At 73.7% G+C, this 16,226-nt stretch carries 11 protein-coding genes; 7 read left to right on the top strand and 4 right to left on the bottom strand.

The window, feature by feature from the left end:
• Nucleotides 1-66: 66 nt before the first annotated feature.
• The gene (locus tag AC27L3_RS23020) at nucleotides 67-1,044 is read left to right on the top strand and encodes an asparaginase (protein WP_487235945.1); all 978 of its coding nucleotides are present in this window, start codon (nucleotides 67-69) and stop codon (nucleotides 1,042-1,044) included.
• A 1-nt stretch (nucleotide 1,045) separates the two neighbouring features.
• Here AC27L3_RS23020 and AC27L3_RS23015 read toward each other — a convergent pair whose 3' ends face one another.
• Nucleotides 1,046-2,524 carry a CehA/McbA family metallohydrolase gene (locus AC27L3_RS23015; protein WP_487235944.1) on the bottom strand — a complete coding sequence of 493 codons (1,479 nt, stop codon included), beginning with the start codon at nucleotides 2,522-2,524 and terminating at the stop codon, nucleotides 1,046-1,048.
• Nucleotides 2,525-2,696: 172 nt separating this feature from the next.
• On the opposite strand from AC27L3_RS23015, the gene AC27L3_RS23010 reads away from it, so the two are divergent.
• The 3 genes from AC27L3_RS23010 to AC27L3_RS23000 all read left to right on the top strand — a co-directional run bounded on the left by AC27L3_RS23010 (nucleotide 2,697) and on the right by AC27L3_RS23000 (nucleotide 7,539).
• Nucleotides 2,697-3,554 carry a TIGR03619 family F420-dependent LLM class oxidoreductase gene (locus AC27L3_RS23010; RefSeq protein ID WP_487235943.1) on the top strand — a complete coding sequence of 286 codons (858 nt, stop codon included), beginning with the start codon at nucleotides 2,697-2,699 and terminating at the stop codon, nucleotides 3,552-3,554.
• A 124-nt stretch (nucleotides 3,555-3,678) separates the two neighbouring features.
• Entirely contained in the window at nucleotides 3,679-6,288 is a 2,610-nt protein-coding gene (locus AC27L3_RS23005) for a bifunctional FO biosynthesis protein CofGH (protein ID WP_487235942.1), read from the top strand.
• A gap of 96 nt (nucleotides 6,289-6,384) precedes the next feature.
• Complete coding sequence (locus tag AC27L3_RS23000; protein WP_487235941.1) at nucleotides 6,385-7,539, top strand: DUF8017 domain-containing protein; 1,155 nt, start codon at nucleotides 6,385-6,387, stop codon at nucleotides 7,537-7,539.
• 160 nt (nucleotides 7,540-7,699) lie between these two features.
• Here the strand turns inward: AC27L3_RS23000 and AC27L3_RS22995 are convergent, their stop codons facing one another.
• The 3 genes from AC27L3_RS22995 to AC27L3_RS22985 all read right to left on the bottom strand — a co-directional run bounded on the left by AC27L3_RS22995 (nucleotide 7,700) and on the right by AC27L3_RS22985 (nucleotide 10,124).
• Nucleotides 7,700-7,906 (bottom strand): DUF397 domain-containing protein, encoded by a 207-nt coding sequence (locus AC27L3_RS22995; protein ID WP_487235940.1) that lies wholly within the window; start codon nucleotides 7,904-7,906, stop codon nucleotides 7,700-7,702.
• A gap of 232 nt (nucleotides 7,907-8,138) precedes the next feature.
• Nucleotides 8,139-9,023, bottom strand: coding sequence for a helix-turn-helix domain-containing protein (locus AC27L3_RS22990; RefSeq protein WP_487235964.1), 885 nt, complete (start codon nucleotides 9,021-9,023; stop codon nucleotides 8,139-8,141).
• Nucleotides 9,024-9,326: 303 nt separating this feature from the next.
• On the bottom strand, nucleotides 9,327-10,124 hold the full coding sequence (locus AC27L3_RS22985; RefSeq protein ID WP_487235939.1) for a GOLPH3/VPS74 family protein: 798 nt from the start codon (nucleotides 10,122-10,124) through the stop codon (nucleotides 9,327-9,329).
• Between the two features lie 386 nt (nucleotides 10,125-10,510).
• Here AC27L3_RS22985 and AC27L3_RS22980 point away from each other — a divergent pair, with 386 nt between their 5' ends.
• From AC27L3_RS22980 to AC27L3_RS22970, 3 genes are all read left to right on the top strand, one after another.
• Nucleotides 10,511-12,982, top strand: a complete 2,472-nt coding sequence (locus AC27L3_RS22980) for a D-alanyl-D-alanine carboxypeptidase family protein (protein WP_487235938.1) — start codon at nucleotides 10,511-10,513, stop codon at nucleotides 12,980-12,982.
• Between the two features lie 142 nt (nucleotides 12,983-13,124).
• On the top strand, nucleotides 13,125-15,056 hold the full coding sequence (locus AC27L3_RS22975; protein ID WP_487235937.1) for an MFS transporter: 1,932 nt from the start codon (nucleotides 13,125-13,127) through the stop codon (nucleotides 15,054-15,056).
• Nucleotides 15,057-15,316: 260 nt separating this feature from the next.
• Entirely contained in the window at nucleotides 15,317-15,874 is a 558-nt protein-coding gene (locus AC27L3_RS22970; RefSeq protein WP_487235936.1) for a hypothetical protein, read from the top strand.
• Nucleotides 15,875-16,226 lie beyond the last annotated feature (352 nt).

Genomic DNA, 16,226 nt, shown 5'->3' with positions numbered 1-16,226 from the left:
ACGGCCGGGGCCGCGCGACTCCCATACTGGGGGCCGAGAAGCGAACTGACGGCTGAGGGGGACAGGGTGAGCGTCGCACTGCTGGCACTGGGAGGCACGATCTCGGTGCCGGACCGGGGACGGGGAGCACGGCTGAGCGGTGCCGAGATCACCGCTGCCGTTCCCGGACTGGCGGAGACGGGCGTGGTGCTGGACGTACGGGACGTGCACGCCGTGCCCAGCGGGAGCCTCACGTTCGCGCAGGTCCTCGACGTCGTCGCCCTCGCCTCGCGGGCCGTGGCCGAGGGTGCGGAGGGTGTCGTCGTCACCCAGGGCACCGACACCCTGGAGGAGACGGCCTTCCTGGCCGACCTGGTGTGGCCGCACGAGGCACCGCTCGTGCTGACCGGTGCGATGCGGCAGCCGGCCATGGCGGGGGCGGACGGGCCGGCCAACGTGCTCGCCGCCGTGCGCGTCGCCGCCTCGCGCGCGGCGTGCGGCGCGGGCGCCCTGGTCGTCCTCAACGACGAGGTGCACGCGGCGCGGTGGGTGCGCAAGACGCACAGCACGAGCACCGCGACCTTCGCCTCGCCGGGCGCCGGGCCGCTCGGGCATGTCGTCGAGGGGCGGGTGCGCATGCTCGTGGCCGCGCCCCGGCACGAGCCGCTGCAGGGCGGGTTCGACCAGGAGCGGCTCGCCGCGGCCCGCGTCGCCGTGCACGTGGTGACCCTGGACGACGACGGCGCCCTGTTGGAGGGGCTGGAGAGGACGTACCGGGGCCTGGTCGTCGCCGGGTTCGGTGTCGGCCACGTACCGGGCCACCTGGCGCCCCGGCTGGGTGAGCTGGCCGGGCGGGTGCCGGTCGTGCTGACCTCGCGCACCGGGAGCGGTCCGGTGCTGCGGCACACGTACGCCGCGCCCGGCTCGGAGACGGACCTGCGGCGGCGCGGGCTGATCGACGGCGGGTTCCTCGACCCGTACAAGGCGCGGGTGCTGCTGCGGCTGCTGCTGGCGGGCGGCGCCGGGCGGGAGGAGATCGCGGAGGCGTTCGCCCGGCGGGGCTGAGTCAGCCCAGCCACACCGGGTTGGTCAGGGCCGCCATCGCGCCTGCCGGGCCGGCGTGGCGCACCTCGGCCCGGACGTACGCCGCGCGGGCGGGGGAGGTGCGCCACTGGACCCGGCCGTCCGCGGGCAGCGGGGTCGTGTGCAGCGGCCCCTGGTCCGTGACGAGGACGGCCGTGCCGTCCGGGACGCCCGACACCTGCAGCAGGAAGGTCACCTCCGCCGCCGGGTCCGCGCGCAGGCGCTCGCCGATGCCGGCGTGGGCGCCGCGGGTGCCGGTGGCGGAGAAGGACAGCTGGACCGCCGAGGACTCCGCGATCCAGCTGCGGCCCGAGCGCAGGGCGGACAGCAGGGCCGGGCGGGAGAGGTCGTCGGCCAGGACGACGGTCTGCGGCAGTCCCACCACCTGGGGTTCGCGGTGGGCGTCGCTGTTGCCCATGGCGGGCAGCCAGGTGCGGCCCTGCCGGGCGGAGGCGACGAGCAGGGCGTCCCAGGCGGCGACGGCCATCTCGTCGTCCGGCGTCCAGGGGCCGTTCCACACCTCCAGCACGTCGGCGTCGCCGTAGCCGTACTTCCAGTTGCAGCCGACGCACTGTCCGAACGGATGGGCGGGAACGACGATGCCGCCTGTTTGCCGGATCCTGCGGGCGAAACGCGGGAAAGCGCCGTCCTTCGCGCGGTAGCGCCAGTCGATGAACACCCCGGGGTCGGTGCCGAGCGCGAGCACGTGGCCGTTGCGGGTGGTGACCTCCTCGCCGGTCAGGACGAGCAGGTCGTCGCCCCACAGGCCCTGCCAGGCGCCGTGCGAGGACGTGGTGTTGTGCTCGGTCGTGGTGATCCAGTCCAGGCCGGCCGCCCGGGCCGCCGCCGCGATCTCGGCGGGGGTGCGCTTGCCGTCGGAGTGGACGCTGTGCAGGTGGTTGTCGCCCCGGTACCAGGCCCGGCCCCGCCCGCGTGCCCGCTGCGGGGGGTGCACCGGCGCCGGCGTGGTGCCCGTGGGGCCGTACGTCAGGGTCACCGTCACCTCGTACGCCAGGCCCTGCGGGGCCACGGTGTACGGGCCGAGGACGACGTGCCAGGTGCCGGGCCGCACGGGGCCGGCGAGGTAGCCGGGGGTGGCGCGCTCGGCACTGATGGCGAACTCCGTACGGGCCCCGCCGGACCAGCCCCGGAAGCCGGCGCCGCCCAGGTCGGTGCCGCGCTCGTCGAAGATGCCGATGTCGCAGGCGTTGCCCTGGGCGCCGGGCGGCACGGCGGGTCTGTCGTAGGTGTAGGAGACGGCGATCTCGCGGACGCCGGGCGGCACTTCCACCGGGAGGTAGACGTAGTCGGGAGCGCCGGCCGGCAGGCGGCCGGTGACCTTGCGGGTCTGCGTCCGTCCGGCCCGTCCCGGTTCGCCGGCGAAGCTCACGCCGTCGAGTGTCAGCACGCCCGCCGCTGCGGCGACGGCAGCCGTCATTGCAAGTACGTCGCGTCGGTGCATCGAAAAGCCCCCTCGCGTATGCCGTGGCCACACTGTTGTACGCCCGGGTGGCCGCCGGAGGAACGCGCGCCGTCGGATTGTCTGTCAGTTGTGTGTCGGCCGTTCGTCCTGGGGCCATTCGCAGCCGCAAGGGCCTACCGTGGGTCACATCCCTGGACGGAGGTGCCCCCGCATGCGGATCGCCACCACGATCTTCCTCACCGACGAGACGATCACGCCGGTCCGGCTGGCCCGTGAGCTGGAGCAGCGCGGGTTCGCCGGGCTCTACCTGCCCCAGCACACGCACATCCCGGTCAGCCGTACGACCCCGGCGCCCGCCGGGGACCCGCTGCCGCGCGAGTACGGCCGGGCCCTGGACCCCCTCGTCGCGCTCGCGCAGGCCGCGGCGGTCACCCACCGGATCGAGCTGGGCACCGGCGTGGCCCTCGTCGCCCAGCAGGACCCCATCGTCCTCGCCAAGCAGGCGGCCTCCCTCGACCACCTCAGCGGCGGCCGCTTCACCCTCGGCGTCGGCTACGGCTGGAACGTGGAGGAGGCCGCCGACCACGGCATCGAGTGGCGGACCCGGCGCGAGCTGGTGCGCGACCGGATGGCCCTGATGCGCGCCCTGTGGGCGGGGGAACCGACGGCGTACCAGGGCGAGTTCGATTCGGTTCAGGCCAGCTGGGCGCACCCCAAGCCGGTGCGCCCGCCGCGCGAGCGCAAGGACGCCGCACCGCTGACGGGCCCGCGCACTCTCATCGGCGGCTCGGCCGGGCCGAAGCTCTTCGCGCATGTCGTCGAGTTCGCGGACGGCTGGCTGCCGCTGGGCGGCAGCGGCCTGCGGGAGACGCTGCCGCAGCTGCGCCGGCTGTGGCAGGAGGCCGGGCGCCCGGGGGAGCCGGAGGTCGTCCCGTACGCGGTGCACCCCTCGGCCGGGAAGCTCGCGCACTACGCGGAGCTGGGGATCGAGGAGGTCGTGGTGGGGCTGCCGGCGGCGTCCGAGACGGAGGTGCTGCGCGCCCTGGACGCGCACGCGGAGTTCCTGTAGACGGCGTGCGGCCGGCGTATCCGGAGCCGTACCGGAGGTATCCTCCGCATAACGTGAGAAGAGGCACATGGAACCGTCTCTTCCAGTACCCGGCACGGTCGTCGTCCGCTCGTATGCTCGGACAATGACTTCGAGCGCACAGCGAACCGGGCAGCAGGCCACCCCGAACGCACCGACCGCCAATGCCATGCGGCGTGCGCTCAAACGGGCCCGGGACGGCGTTGCGCTGGACGTGGCGGAGGCGGCCGTGCTGCTGCAGGCGCGCGGGGCGGACCTGGAGGACCTGTGCGCCTCCGCGGCCCGCGTCCGCGACGCCGGGCTCGAGGCCGCGGGCCGCCCCGGCGTCATCACCTACTCCAAGTCCGTCTTCATCCCCCTCACCCGCCTCTGCCGCGACAAGTGCCACTACTGCACCTTCGCCACCGTGCCCGGCAAGCTCCGCCGCGCGGGCGAGGGGATGTTCATGTCCCCCGACGAGGTCCTGGCCGTCGCCCGGCGCGGCGCCGAACTCGGCTGCAAGGAAGCCCTGATCACCCTCGGCGACAAGCCCGAGGACCGCTGGCCCGAGGCCCGCGAGTGGCTCGACGCCCACGGCTACGACGACACCATCGCCTACGTCCGCGCCGTCTCCATCCGCATCCTGGAGGAGACCGGACTCCTGCCCCACCTCAACCCCGGCGTCATGACCTGGACGGACTTCCAGCGCCTCAAGCCCGTCTCGCCCTCCATGGGCCTGATGCTGGAGACGTCCGCCGAACGGCTGTGGAGCGAGCCGGGCATGCCGCACCACGGCTCGCCCGACAAGGAGCCCGCGGTCCGGCTGCGCCACCTGGAGGACGCCGGCCGCAGCTCCGTGCCGCTGACCAGCGGACTGCTGATCGGCATCGGCGAGACGCCCGAGGAGCGCGCCGAGTCGCTGTTCGCGCTGCGCCGCGTCGCCCGCGCGTACCACGGCATCCAGGAACTGATCATCCAGAACTTCCGGGCCAAGGCGGACACCGCCATGCGCCGCATGCCCGACGCGACCCTCGACGACCTGGTCGCCACCGTCGCCGTCGCCCGGCACATCATGGGCCCCTCCGGCTGCCTGCAGGCCCCGCCCAACCTGGTCGACGACGAGTACGCGCGCCTGATCGGCGCCGGCATCGACGACTGGGGCGGCGTCTCCCCCCTCACCCCCGACCACGTCAACCCCGAGCGGCCCTGGCCGCAGATCGAGGAGCTCGCCGAGCGCTCGGCCGCCGCCGGCTTCCGCCTCAAGGAACGCCTCGCGGTCTACCCCGAGTTCGTCCAGCGGGGCGAGCCGTGGCTGGATCCCCGCATCCTGCCGCACGTGCGCGCCCTGGCCGACCCCGAGACCGGGCTGGCCGACGAGAGCGCCGTGGTCAAGGGCATCCCCTGGCAGGAGCCCGAGGAGGTCTTCACCGCCACCGGCCGCACCGACCTGCACCGCTCCATCGACACCGAGGGCCGCACGTCCGACCGCCGCGACGACTTCGACGACGTCTACGGCGACTGGGAGGCGCTGCGCGAGGCCGCCGCGCCCGGCATGGTGCCCGAGCGCATCGACGCCGACGTGCGCGAGGCGCTGCGGCAGGCCGCCGACGACCCCACCGGCCTGACCGACCCCCAGGCCCTGGCCCTGCTGCACGCCGACGGCCCCGCCCTGGACGCCCTGTGCCGCATCGCCGACGACCTGCGCCGCTCGGTGGTCGGTGACGACGTCACGTACATCGTCACGCGGAACATCAACTTCACCAACGTCTGCTACACCGGCTGCCGTTTCTGCGCCTTCGCGCAGCGGCGCACCGACGCCGACGCCTTCACCCTCTCGCTGGAGCAGGTCGCCGACCGGGCGCAGCAGGCGTGGGACGTGGGCGCGGTCGAGGTGTGCATGCAGGGCGGCATCCACCCCGACCTGCCCGGCACGGCCTACTTCGACATCGCGCGGGCGGTCAAGAGGCGGGTGCCCGGCCTGCACGTGCACGCCTTCTCCCCGATGGAGGTCGTCAACGGCGCAACGCGTACGGGGCTGTCGATCCGGGAGTGGCTGACGGCCGCCAAGGAGGCCGGGCTCGACTCCATCCCGGGCACGGCCGCCGAGATCCTCGACGACGAGGTGCGCTGGGTGCTCACCAAGGGCAAACTGCCCACGGCCACCTGGGTCGAGGTCATCAGGACGGCGCACGAGCTGGGCATCCGCTCGTCCTCGACGATGATGTACGGGCACGTCGACCAGCCCCGGCACTGGCTGGGCCATCTGCGGCTGCTGGCGGACATCCAGCGCGAGACGGGCGGTTTCACCGAATTCGTCACGCTGCCCTTCATCCACACCAACGCCCCCGTCTACCTCGCGGGCATCGCCCGCCCCGGCCCGACCCTGCGCGACAACCGTGCGGTGACCGCCATGGCACGGCTCCTGCTCCACCCGCACATCCCCAACATCCAGACGAGCTGGGTCAAACTCGGCACCGAGGGCGCCGCCGAAATGCTCCGCTCCGGCGCCAACGACCTCGGCGGCACGCTGATGGAGGAGACCATCTCCCGCATGGCCGGCTCCTCCTACGGGTCGTACCGCTCGATCCGTGACCTCGTCGCCATAGCCGAGACCGCCGGGCGCCCGGCCCGGCCGCGCACCACGCTGTACGGCGAGGTGCCCGCCGAGCGGCAGCGGGCCGCACTCGACTCCGACGGGCACCTGCCGGAGCTGCTGCCCGTACTGGACAACGGCTGACGCGAGGCGGGGAAGAGGCGGCGTTCGCGCAAGTGTTGCTGTTTTGTCGCCTGCTGCCGATCGGCGGGCGACACCGGCCCGCGTAGGGTGTCCCGCATGTCTTGGCCCCAGAACCCGCAGCAGCCGCAGCAACCGGAGCAGCCGCAGAGCCCGCCGTCACCGCCCCAGGGCGGCTTCGGCCCGCCGCCCGCGTGGGGCCCCGACGGCGCGGCCCACGCCCAGCCCACCGTCGTCTCCCAGCCGGCGGTGCCGGCCCCGCCCGGCCCGCCCGGCGCGGTGCCCCCGCCGCCGGGTGCCGTACCGCCCCCGCCGGGTGCCGTACCGCCGCCCGGCGGCGCGCCGGCCTACCCCGCGCCCGGTGCGTACGGGGCTCCCGGGCCGGGCGGGCCCGGTGTGCCCCCGGCGCCGTACGGCACGGCCGCGCCCGCACCCGGCGCCCCCGCGCCGTCCGGGAAGAAGAAGACGCTGCTCGCCGTGGTGGGCGGCGTCGTGGCGCTCGCCGTCATCGGCGGCGCCGCCGTGTTCCTGCTGAAGGACGACGGCGACGACAAGCAGGACCGCAGCAAGGGCGGCACCCCCGCCTCCCAGGCCCCGGCCGCCCCCGGAGCGCCCGAGGGCAACGCCTCCCCGAGCCCGTCCGGGGCGCAGCCCATGGTGGCCGGCTGGCAGACGCAGAGCCGGGAGGAGCACTTCTTCCAGTACGACGTGCCGGCCGCGGCCGACAAGTGGAAGGTGTTCCCGACCGACACCGCCGTCTCCTACACCGAGAACGGCAAGCCCGTCGTCGTCATGACCGGCACCGCCAACTACAAGGAGGGCGGCTGCTCCTCGCAGCCCAACCCCGACTCCGTCGGCGAGGCCGGCAAGGGCCAGCTCGCCACCGTCGGCACCACCGGCGGCGGCAAGGACGGCGACCTGAAGGAGAACGCCCGCAACTGGGCGGGCAACTGGGGCTTCATGGCCTACGGCGGCAAGGACCACAAGCCGAAGATCGAGGTCACCGACCAGGCCTGGAACCGCAACGGCATCCAGGGCTGGACGGCGACCGCCAAGGTCACCGTCACCAACCGCCCCAGCCCCTGCGTGCCGCCGACCGCGATCGTGAAGAGCATCGCCCAGAAGATGCCCGACGGCACCTTCCACGGCTGGGTCCTCTACGCCGACCAGGGCGTGCCCGACGCGCTCACCGAGGCGCAGATCGACAAGATCATGAGCACGGTGCGCCCGCTGAAGACGGCCCCGGGCGCCTGACCCGTACGCCCCGCAGGGGGTGTGCGCGCCGGCATGACGGAGCCCTCTCGTCCGGGACGACGGACCGGGACGAGAGGGCTCCGAGAGTGCGGAAATATCGATACGGCAGTGCTGCGCACGATGCCGGGCCGGGGGATCCGCGGTCCCCGAGGGGCGGGTCTCAGCGGGAACGACGTGCGTCGTCGCCGACGACCGCTACGAACGCCGTCCAGGACGCCGGGGAGAAGGCCAGCGCGGGGCCCTGAGGGTCCTTGGAGTCACGGACCGCGATGGACCGCGGAAGCGGGGAGGCCACCTCCACGCAGTCGCCGTGCGCGAGGGAGTAGGAGGACTTCCGCCACGTGGTCTTTCCCTGCCGAATGGCCATGATTGCTCCGATGCATTGAGTGCTGCCGAGGACGATCCGGGATACGGCCGAGAACTGTCTGGTCAGATCAGAACACCGGCGTCCCCAGGTGCCGTCGACGTTACGCGCCAACATCACCGGCTGTCGGGGGCGTTCACTCGACCGGATGGCATATTCCAATCACCCCTTCCTCGCAGGTGGTGAGAGGTGTACCGTTCCGCCTCTCGCTGCGCCGGAGCCGCACAGGGGCCCCTCAGGAGTCCTGCTCCAGCCCCTGTTCCGCCCGGGCCCAGTCCTCCGCCACCCGCAGCATGAAACGGCGCGAGTCCTCGGCGTTGAGGGCCTGCATGCGCAAATGCTCGTACATGACGCTGTAGGCCTGGACGTCGTTCGGCTTCTCCAGGTACAGGTCGCTGGTGATGCCCTCGAGATAGACCGTGCTGGCGTCCTGCGGGTCGTGGAACTCCAGGATGGAGAACTTCCCGTACATCCCCGGATGCGCCCCCACCGAGTACGGCAGCACCTGCACGGTGATGTGCGGCCGCAGACTGAACTCCACCAGGTGCTCCATCTGTTCGCGCATGATGGCGTTGCTGCCGACGATCCTGCGCAACGCGGACTCGTCGATGACGGCCCACAGCCGCAACGGGTTCTCGGGATCGGTGATGCGTTCCTGCCGCCTCATCCGCACCTGTACGCGCCGCTCCACCTCCGCGGCCGTGGCCTCCGGCCAGGAACCCTCGGTGACCGCGCTCGCGTAACTCGGCGTCTGCAGCAGGCCCGGCACGAGCGAGCCTTCGTACACGCGCAACGACGCCGCATCCGTCTCCAGGCCGATGTACACGCTGTAGGGAATGTCGCCGAAAGCGTGCCACCAGCCCTGCTGGCGCGACTCCTTCGCCATCTGCATCAGCGAATCGACGATGCGGTGGTCCTCGACGCCGTACACCCCGCACAGGTCGCGGACGTCGCGCTGGCTGATGCTGCGGCGGCCGTTCTCCAAGCGACTGATCTTCGACTGCGAGACCAGGAGCCGCTCGGCCACCTCCTCGGCCGTCATGCCCTTGAGCTCACGGAGCTTGCGCAGCTCCTGCCCCAATCGGCGCCGCCTTACGGTGGGGTTGACACTGGACGCCACGGGACGCACCTCCGGCTCCGTCATGCTGCTGTCTCCTGCTCGCAGCCTGCCACCACATGCCCTGGCGGCGCTGGAAAATGCTTATTCCAAGTGCGCGCTGTGCGGTCGGCGTGCGCGTGCATGTGACGTAGACGGTTCGGTGCTCGTTCCGGGCACGCCGATGCGCGCGGTGCGTCGGGCCGCACCGCCGGTTCCTGCGCGGTGCGGCCCGACGTCCCGCGCGCTGCGGTGGGTCGGTGTGCCGGTCGGGTCGATGTGCCGGGGGTGTTCCTGATCAGGCCGGTCCGGGGCTGCCGAACCGTTTCACGAGGCCGCTGCGCGGGCCATGTACCCGGTGCGGTGCGCGGCCTGCTGCCCGGCGGCGACCGCCGCCGCGGGCGGAACGGACTGCCGTACGGACGCCCGCCGGCCGGTGCCCCGGCCGCCGCCCGCACCCCCCGCGCCGGCCGCCGCGGCCGGGGCGCGGCGCGGCTGGGCGCCGGCACCGTTCTGCACGTCCATCACGGCGTGCGCCACCAGACCGCCCATGGGGTCGTGCCGGATCAGGTCCCGCAGCCGGGACCGGGACGAACGCCCCTCGTTGCCGGGGTAGAGGTGCTTGCCCAGGCCCACGGCGTGGGCCAGCGCGGCGAGCGCCGCGGTCCGCGGGTCCGGCGGCACGCCGGTGCGGATGGCACTGTCCAACCGGGCCCTGATCTCCCGGCTGATGGCCGTGTCCGTCGCCTGGTAGCGCGTGGTCGGCAGCACCCCGCACATCTGGCCCGCGACGGCATGCACCATGCCGCACCGCTCCAGATGCGTGAGGTACGTCTGACGCAGCCCCAGCCGGGGCCCGCCGATCCAGCTGACCGCCCGCACCGGGCTGCCGCGGCGGCGCAACAGCTCGAGCGCGGTGTCCAGGGTCGGATCACCTGTCGGCCGTGGGTGCACCACGGCGATACGATCCCCGTCAGGGGCTATCCGTCCGGCCAGGGCCAGCTCCACGAGCTGTGCCCCGGCAAGGCCGAGGTCGAGCGACTGCGGCTGCGCCGTGGTCCCCGTCGCCGGGTCCAGGGCGAGCAGCAGAAGCTCCTCCGGAATTGTTCTGCGGCTCCTGCCCATCCATGCCTCCCCGCGTGGATGAGTGACAGGGTGACCCCTCTCACATTGGTCTGTCGAGACCGCGTGGTGACTTCGTGTGGGAACCGGGGGGTATGTCGTCTCGTCTTGCACGTGGGTGAAGGCAGCCGAAGGCGGGCAGCGCCCTCCCGGCCACCGGTCGTGCCCTGGCGCGACGGCGGCAGAGGACACTGGTAGACGTTGAGATGATCCGGGCAGCGGGACGGTACGCCGTCCCGCGTCGGTGTACGGCGCGTGAATTCGAGGAGGCATCGGTGGCGGGCGAGTCCCCCGGCATGTCGGAGCAGCGGAAGTCGTCGGGGGAGACGACTGGCACCACTGGTACGACTGGCACGACCGGCAACGAACGCGACCCGAGACTCGGGCTCGTGAAGAAGCCCGACGCCGAGGCCGGCGCCACGGGCGACGGCCACACCAACGGTGGCGACAAGCACGGCGACAAGAACGCCGACAAGAACGGTGACAAGGGCGGCCGCAAGGACGCCCCGACGGACGGCCACAAGGACGGCGACGCGCGCCTGAAGAAGGCCGTGGAGGCGTGGGTGGCCGGCTCGGACGACGACGAGGCCGCTGCCGCCGCCCCTGCCGCCGACGAGGACGTGCCCGCCGACCGGGCGACCGCCGTGTTCCGCACGGTGCGCCCGAAGGCGGACGAGGCGGTCGCGGACGGAAAGCCGGCTGCGCGCCCGGAGGCGGACGGGCCGGCGAAGGACGCCGCTGCCGATGCCGCTGCAGGGGACAGTGCCGAGGCTGCCGCCGAGTCGGCAGAGGACGACAAGGCCGCTGCCGGGGAGCGGAAGGCTCCCGCCGACCGTGCCACCGCCGTCTTCCGCACCGTGCGCCCCAAGGCGGACGACACGGCGGACGACAAGGCCGTCGACAAGGCCGTCGACAAGGGCGCCGCCGGCAAGGACGAGGCCCCCGTCGACCGGGCGACTGCCGTCTTCCGTGCCGCGCGCCCCAAGGCGGACGAGGCCGCGGAGGCCCAGGGCGGCTTCGACGCGGAGAAGGCGGACAAGAAGCCCTCCGCCGACCAGCCGACGGCCGTCTTCGGCGCCCTGCGCCCGAAGACCGGCGACGCCGACAAGGGCAAGGACCAGGGCAAGAACGGCGACGGCGACGGCGACCAGGGCAAGGGCGCCGAGGCCAAGGCCCAGGCCGAGGGCGAGAAGAAGCCTTCCGCCGACCAGCCCACCGCCGTCTTCCGTGCCGTCAAGCCGAAGGCCGACGCGATCGAGGAGCCGACCGAGCTCCTCAAGGCCCCCGAGCCGCAGGGCGAGGGCGGCGCCGCCAAGAGCCGCTTCGTCCCGCTGAAGAAGGACGACGAGGCCCCCGCCAGGCCCGCCGCCCCCAAGGTGGCCAAGCCGGCCGCCGCGCCCGCCCCGGCGAAGGCGGCCCCGGCGAAGCCCGCCCCGGCCACGCCCGCAGCCGCTGCGCCCGCCGCGCCGGAGCAGGCGCCCAAGGCGCCGATCCCGCCCGCCGCGGGCATGCCCCGCCCGGGCGCCGCGCCGGCGGCCGGCGAGCAGGCGACGCCGCCCGCCGCGCCGCTGGACCTGCTGGCCCAGCTGACGAACACGCCGCCGCCCCCGCAGACCCCGCTGCGCACCGCCGTGCGCCGGGTGAAGATCTGGACGCCGCTCGTCCTGCTGCTCCTGATCGTCTTCTGTGTGGTGCAGGCGTTCCGTCCGCTGCCCGACCCGCGCCTGGCGCTGGGGGCGAAGAAGGCGTACGGCTTCGAGGGCGGCAGCGCCTCCTTCGTCTGGCCGGACGAGGGCCAGTCCGCGGCCAAGGTCGTGGGCGCCGGCGACGTGGGCTCGTACGGCCCGCAGAAGCCCGTGCCGACCGCGAGCGTCGCCAAGGTCATGACGGCCTACGTGGTCCTGAAGGGTCACCCCCTGCAGAAGGGGGACAAGACCAGCAACAAGATCACGATCGACGAGGCGGCGGAGAAGGAGTCCAACGCCGAGGGCGAGTCGACGGCGAAGGTCAGGGCCGGGCAGGAGTTCTCCGAGTACGACATGCTCCGCATGCTGCTCATCCCGTCGGGCAACAACATCGCCCGCCAGCTCGCCCGGTGGGACTCCGGCGGTTCCGAGGAGGCGTTCGTCAAGAAGATGAACGACGCCGCCAAGGAACTCGGCATGACCAACACCACCTACACCGACCCCAGCGGTCTGACGCCGACGACGAAGAGCACGGCCGTGGACCAGGTGAAGCTGGCCGAGGTGATGATCAAGAACCCGGTCGTCCGGGAGATCACCCAGCAGCCCAACGCCGACATCCCCGGCGGCCCGCACATCAACAACAACAACGACTCGCTGCTGGTGAAGGGCACCGGTGTCCTCGGCATCAAGACGGGCTCCAGCACCGCGGCCGGCGGTGCGCTGATGTGGGCGGCGCGGCGGGTGCTCGACGGCAAGGAGTACCTGATCGTCGGCGCCACCATGGACCAGCACTTCAAGGGCCTGGACCCCAACGCCGAGAACAGCCTCACCAAGGTCAAGAACAAGAGCTACGAGCAGCTCACCTCCATCCAGAAGGCGCTGGCCACCGCCACCGTCGTCAAGAAGGGCGACGTCGTCGGCACGGTCGACGACGGCCTCGGCGGCAGCACGCCGGTCGTGGCGACCAAGGACGTCGTGGCCGTCGGCTGGGCCGGCTTCCAGGCGAAGTTCGCGCTGACCGACGGCGGCCGGAAGATCCCGCACCAGGCGAAGGCCGGTACGGAGGTGGGCGAGCTCACGGTCGGCAGCGGCCCCGACGCGGTCAAGGTGCCGGTCGCGCTGAAGACCGCCCTCGCCGAGCCGTCCTTCGGCTCGAAGCTGACCCGTCTGGGCTGACGCACCTCCCCCGCGGCGGCGTGCTCGCGCCGCCGCGGGGCGCCCGCGCCCGTGTTAGCGTCGCGGGGGTTTGCGCACGGCAGCCGGAGCATGCGTGAAGAATGGGGGAAATGGACCGCGGGGGAAGACGGGGAGTGGCGCAGTGACGACCGTGGAGCCCGCGCGGGCCCGACGGCCCGGGCAGGGACAGCCGGGCAGCCAGGACGACGGCGCCCGAGCCGCCTCCGGGACCTCCGAGGACTCCGGGGCGCCCGGGACCTCCGGAGCCGCCCCCGAGACCCCCGCCGCGCCGCGCAGGCGGCTGCGCCGGCCCTCCTGGGCCGTCGTCCCCCACCACCGCAAGGTCCGCCGCAGGCTGCTGACCGGCACCGTGCCGGTGACGCTCGCCGTCGCCGCCGCCCTGCACCTGCTGTGGGTCCTCGTCTTCGCCAACAGCGGCGGTGACCTGGCCGCGCAGGACGCCTGGGCCGAGTTCGCGCTGCAGCACCCCTCCTCGGCGTACAACCTCGCCTGGTACGGCGGCATGCACCCCGTCTCGTACAGCGTCATCTCGCCGTACCTGATGGCGCAGATCGGCGTGCGCAGCACGATGATGCTCGCCGGCACGATCTCCGCGGGCCTGATCGCCCTCCTGCTCGTGCGCAGCCGCGCCGTGCGCCGGCCCCTGTGGCCGGCGATGTACGGCGCGTTCGCGCTGCTGTGCAACGCCATCTCCGGCCGGGTGACCTTCGGGCTCGGCACGATGTTCGCCCTGGCCGCCGTGGCGACGATCTTCGCGTGGCCGGCGCGCTGGCGCGCGACGGGCCGCCACCGCTGGCCGCGGGCGGTGCTGGCGGGCGTGATGGCCGGCCTGGCGACGGCGTCCAGCCCGGTGGCCGGCCTGTTCGTCGGCATCGTCGCGGCGGCGCTGTGGCTGGGCCGGCGGCGGCCGGCCGCGTACGCGCTGGGCGTGCCGCCGGTGCTGGTGGTGGCGCTGTCGGCGTGGTTCTTCCCGTTCTCCGGGCAGCAGCCCATGGCGTTCGCCTCCGCGATCCTGCCGCTGCTGGCGGGCATCTCCGGGATGGCCTTCACCCCCCGCTCCTGGCGCACGCTGCGGACCGTCTCCGCGCTGTACGTACTGGGCGTGCTGCTCGTATGGCTCATCCCCTCCCAGATCGGGACGAACATCTCCCGCCTGGGCATGATCTTCGGCGGCGTCGTGCTCGTCGCCGCCCTCACCGACACGCAGGTGCCCCCGCGCGCCGAACTGCTCAGGCGCGGGCGCGCCTGGCTCGCCACCGTGCTGGCCCTGACCACCATCACCACCTGGCAGCTGGTCAACTCCATCAGCGACATCATCCACACCACCCCGGCCGCCTCCTGGGCCCGCGAGCTGGCGCCCCTCGTGGACCGGCTGCAGCAGGTCGACGCCGCCGGCGGCCGCGTCGAGGTGGTGCCCGCGCGCAGCCACCGCGAGGCCTCCGCGCTCGCCCCCTACGTCAACCTCGCCCGCGGCTGGAACCGCCAGGCCGACCTCAAGCGCAACCCCCTCTTCTACGAGGAGGGCATGCTCACCGCCGACAGCTACCGCACCTGGCTCGGCCGCTGGGCCGTGGCCTACGTCGTGCTGCCCACCGGCGAGCCCGACAACGCCGCCGTCGAGGAGGCCAGGCTCGTGCGCGGCGGGCTGCCGTACCTGCGCGAGGTCTGGTCGGACGCCAACTGGAAGCTGTACCAGGTCAAGGAGCCCACCCCGCTCGCCGATCCGCCCGCGGTCGTCGAGCGCTCCGACGCCGAGGGGATCACCATCGGCGTGCGCACGGCCGGGCCCGTGCTCATCCGCGTCCCGTACTCCCCGTGGCTCGGCCTCGTCGACGCGGCCGGCAAGGACGTCCAGCCCCCCAAGGCCGGGCCGAACGGCGAACCCCCGGTCAACGTCAACGGCTGCCTCACCAAGCAGGTGCAGGAGCCGAAGGCCGGCCAGCCCGAGGACGACTGGACCGTCCTGCGCGCCCCGCATCCCGGCACGTACCGCATCGTCGCCCGCTACAAGCTGCCGCGCGGCACCGGCTGCCCGGACGACCTGGCGCGATGACGCTGCGCGCGGGGACGGCTGCGCGCCGTCACCCGTTCGCAGTCCTGCGCCGCGGTCGGGCGCATCCGTCCGGTTGATCTTTTGGCACCGGCGGTGACCTGCTGCTTCGCTGCGCGCCCGGGGCGTCGTACGGGCCCGTGCGGGGCGCCGGCCGGGGTGCGCGGCGGCCGGGAGGCGGCTTCGCTCGGGGTGAAGGAGCGCGGAGACCCGACTCCTGCTGCGGCACATCGGCGTGCCGCGTCCGCGCTCACGGAGGAAGCATGCGTACTGCACGAGTGCTCGCCGGGACCGCACTGACCATAGCCGCGCTGGGCCTGCCGGCCGTCCCCGCGCTCGCCGACCTGCACTTCGGCAAGCTCGAGGTCACCCCTGCGAGCGTCCGCCCGGGCGCCACCGTCACCGTCAACACCACCGCATGCGGCCCGGACGGCAAGGGCACCGGCGACGCCAGCGCGGTCGGCGGCCCCGCGTCCTTCGCACTGAAACCGGGCACGCACAAGGAGACCGTCGTCGGCGAGTTCAAGGTGCCGGACACGGCCAAGCCGGGCACGTACGGCATCGGCGCCAAGTGCGCCAACGGCAAGGAGGCCACCGGCGACCTCGTGGTCACCGGCAGCGGCGGCGGCTCCGCCAAGCCCAGCAGCCCCGCGCCCAGCATGTCGCCGATGCCCAAGGGCGGCATGAAGACCGGCGTCGGCGGCACCAGCGACGACTCGGGCACGGTCGAGATCGTGGCCGGCGCCTCCGTGCTGGGAGCGGCGCTCGCCACCGGCGTGTGGTTCGTGCGCCGTCGCGGCAGCAGCGGCGACCAGGCCTGACGGCCCGACGCGAGGACGGTCCACGGTGCCGGCCGGACCGCGCCTGGGCCCCCGGGCCCGCCCCCACCGCCCGGGGGCCCCGTCGCCGGGCCCGCACACGGCCTACCTCCGCAGCGACGCGGCGACCTTGCGCACCCAGGGCCGCCGGCCCCCGGACCGCCCGATCGCACCGGCGCCCCCCACGCCGGGGAGCACCGCCCTGCGGGCGGCACCGGGGATCGCGGCCCCACCGCCTTCCGCAGCCCGGAGCAGCACCGCCCTGCGGGCGGCACCGCGCCGGGCGGCGTCGACACGGTCGCCGTCCCGGCGGTGGGCGGCACCGGCCGCCGGGCCGGCCGCCCGGGAGGCGCCG

The sequence above is a fragment of the Streptomyces sp. PKA51 genome (assembly GCF_057552455.1).
This window is presented reverse-complemented; position numbering and strand designations above follow the sequence as displayed.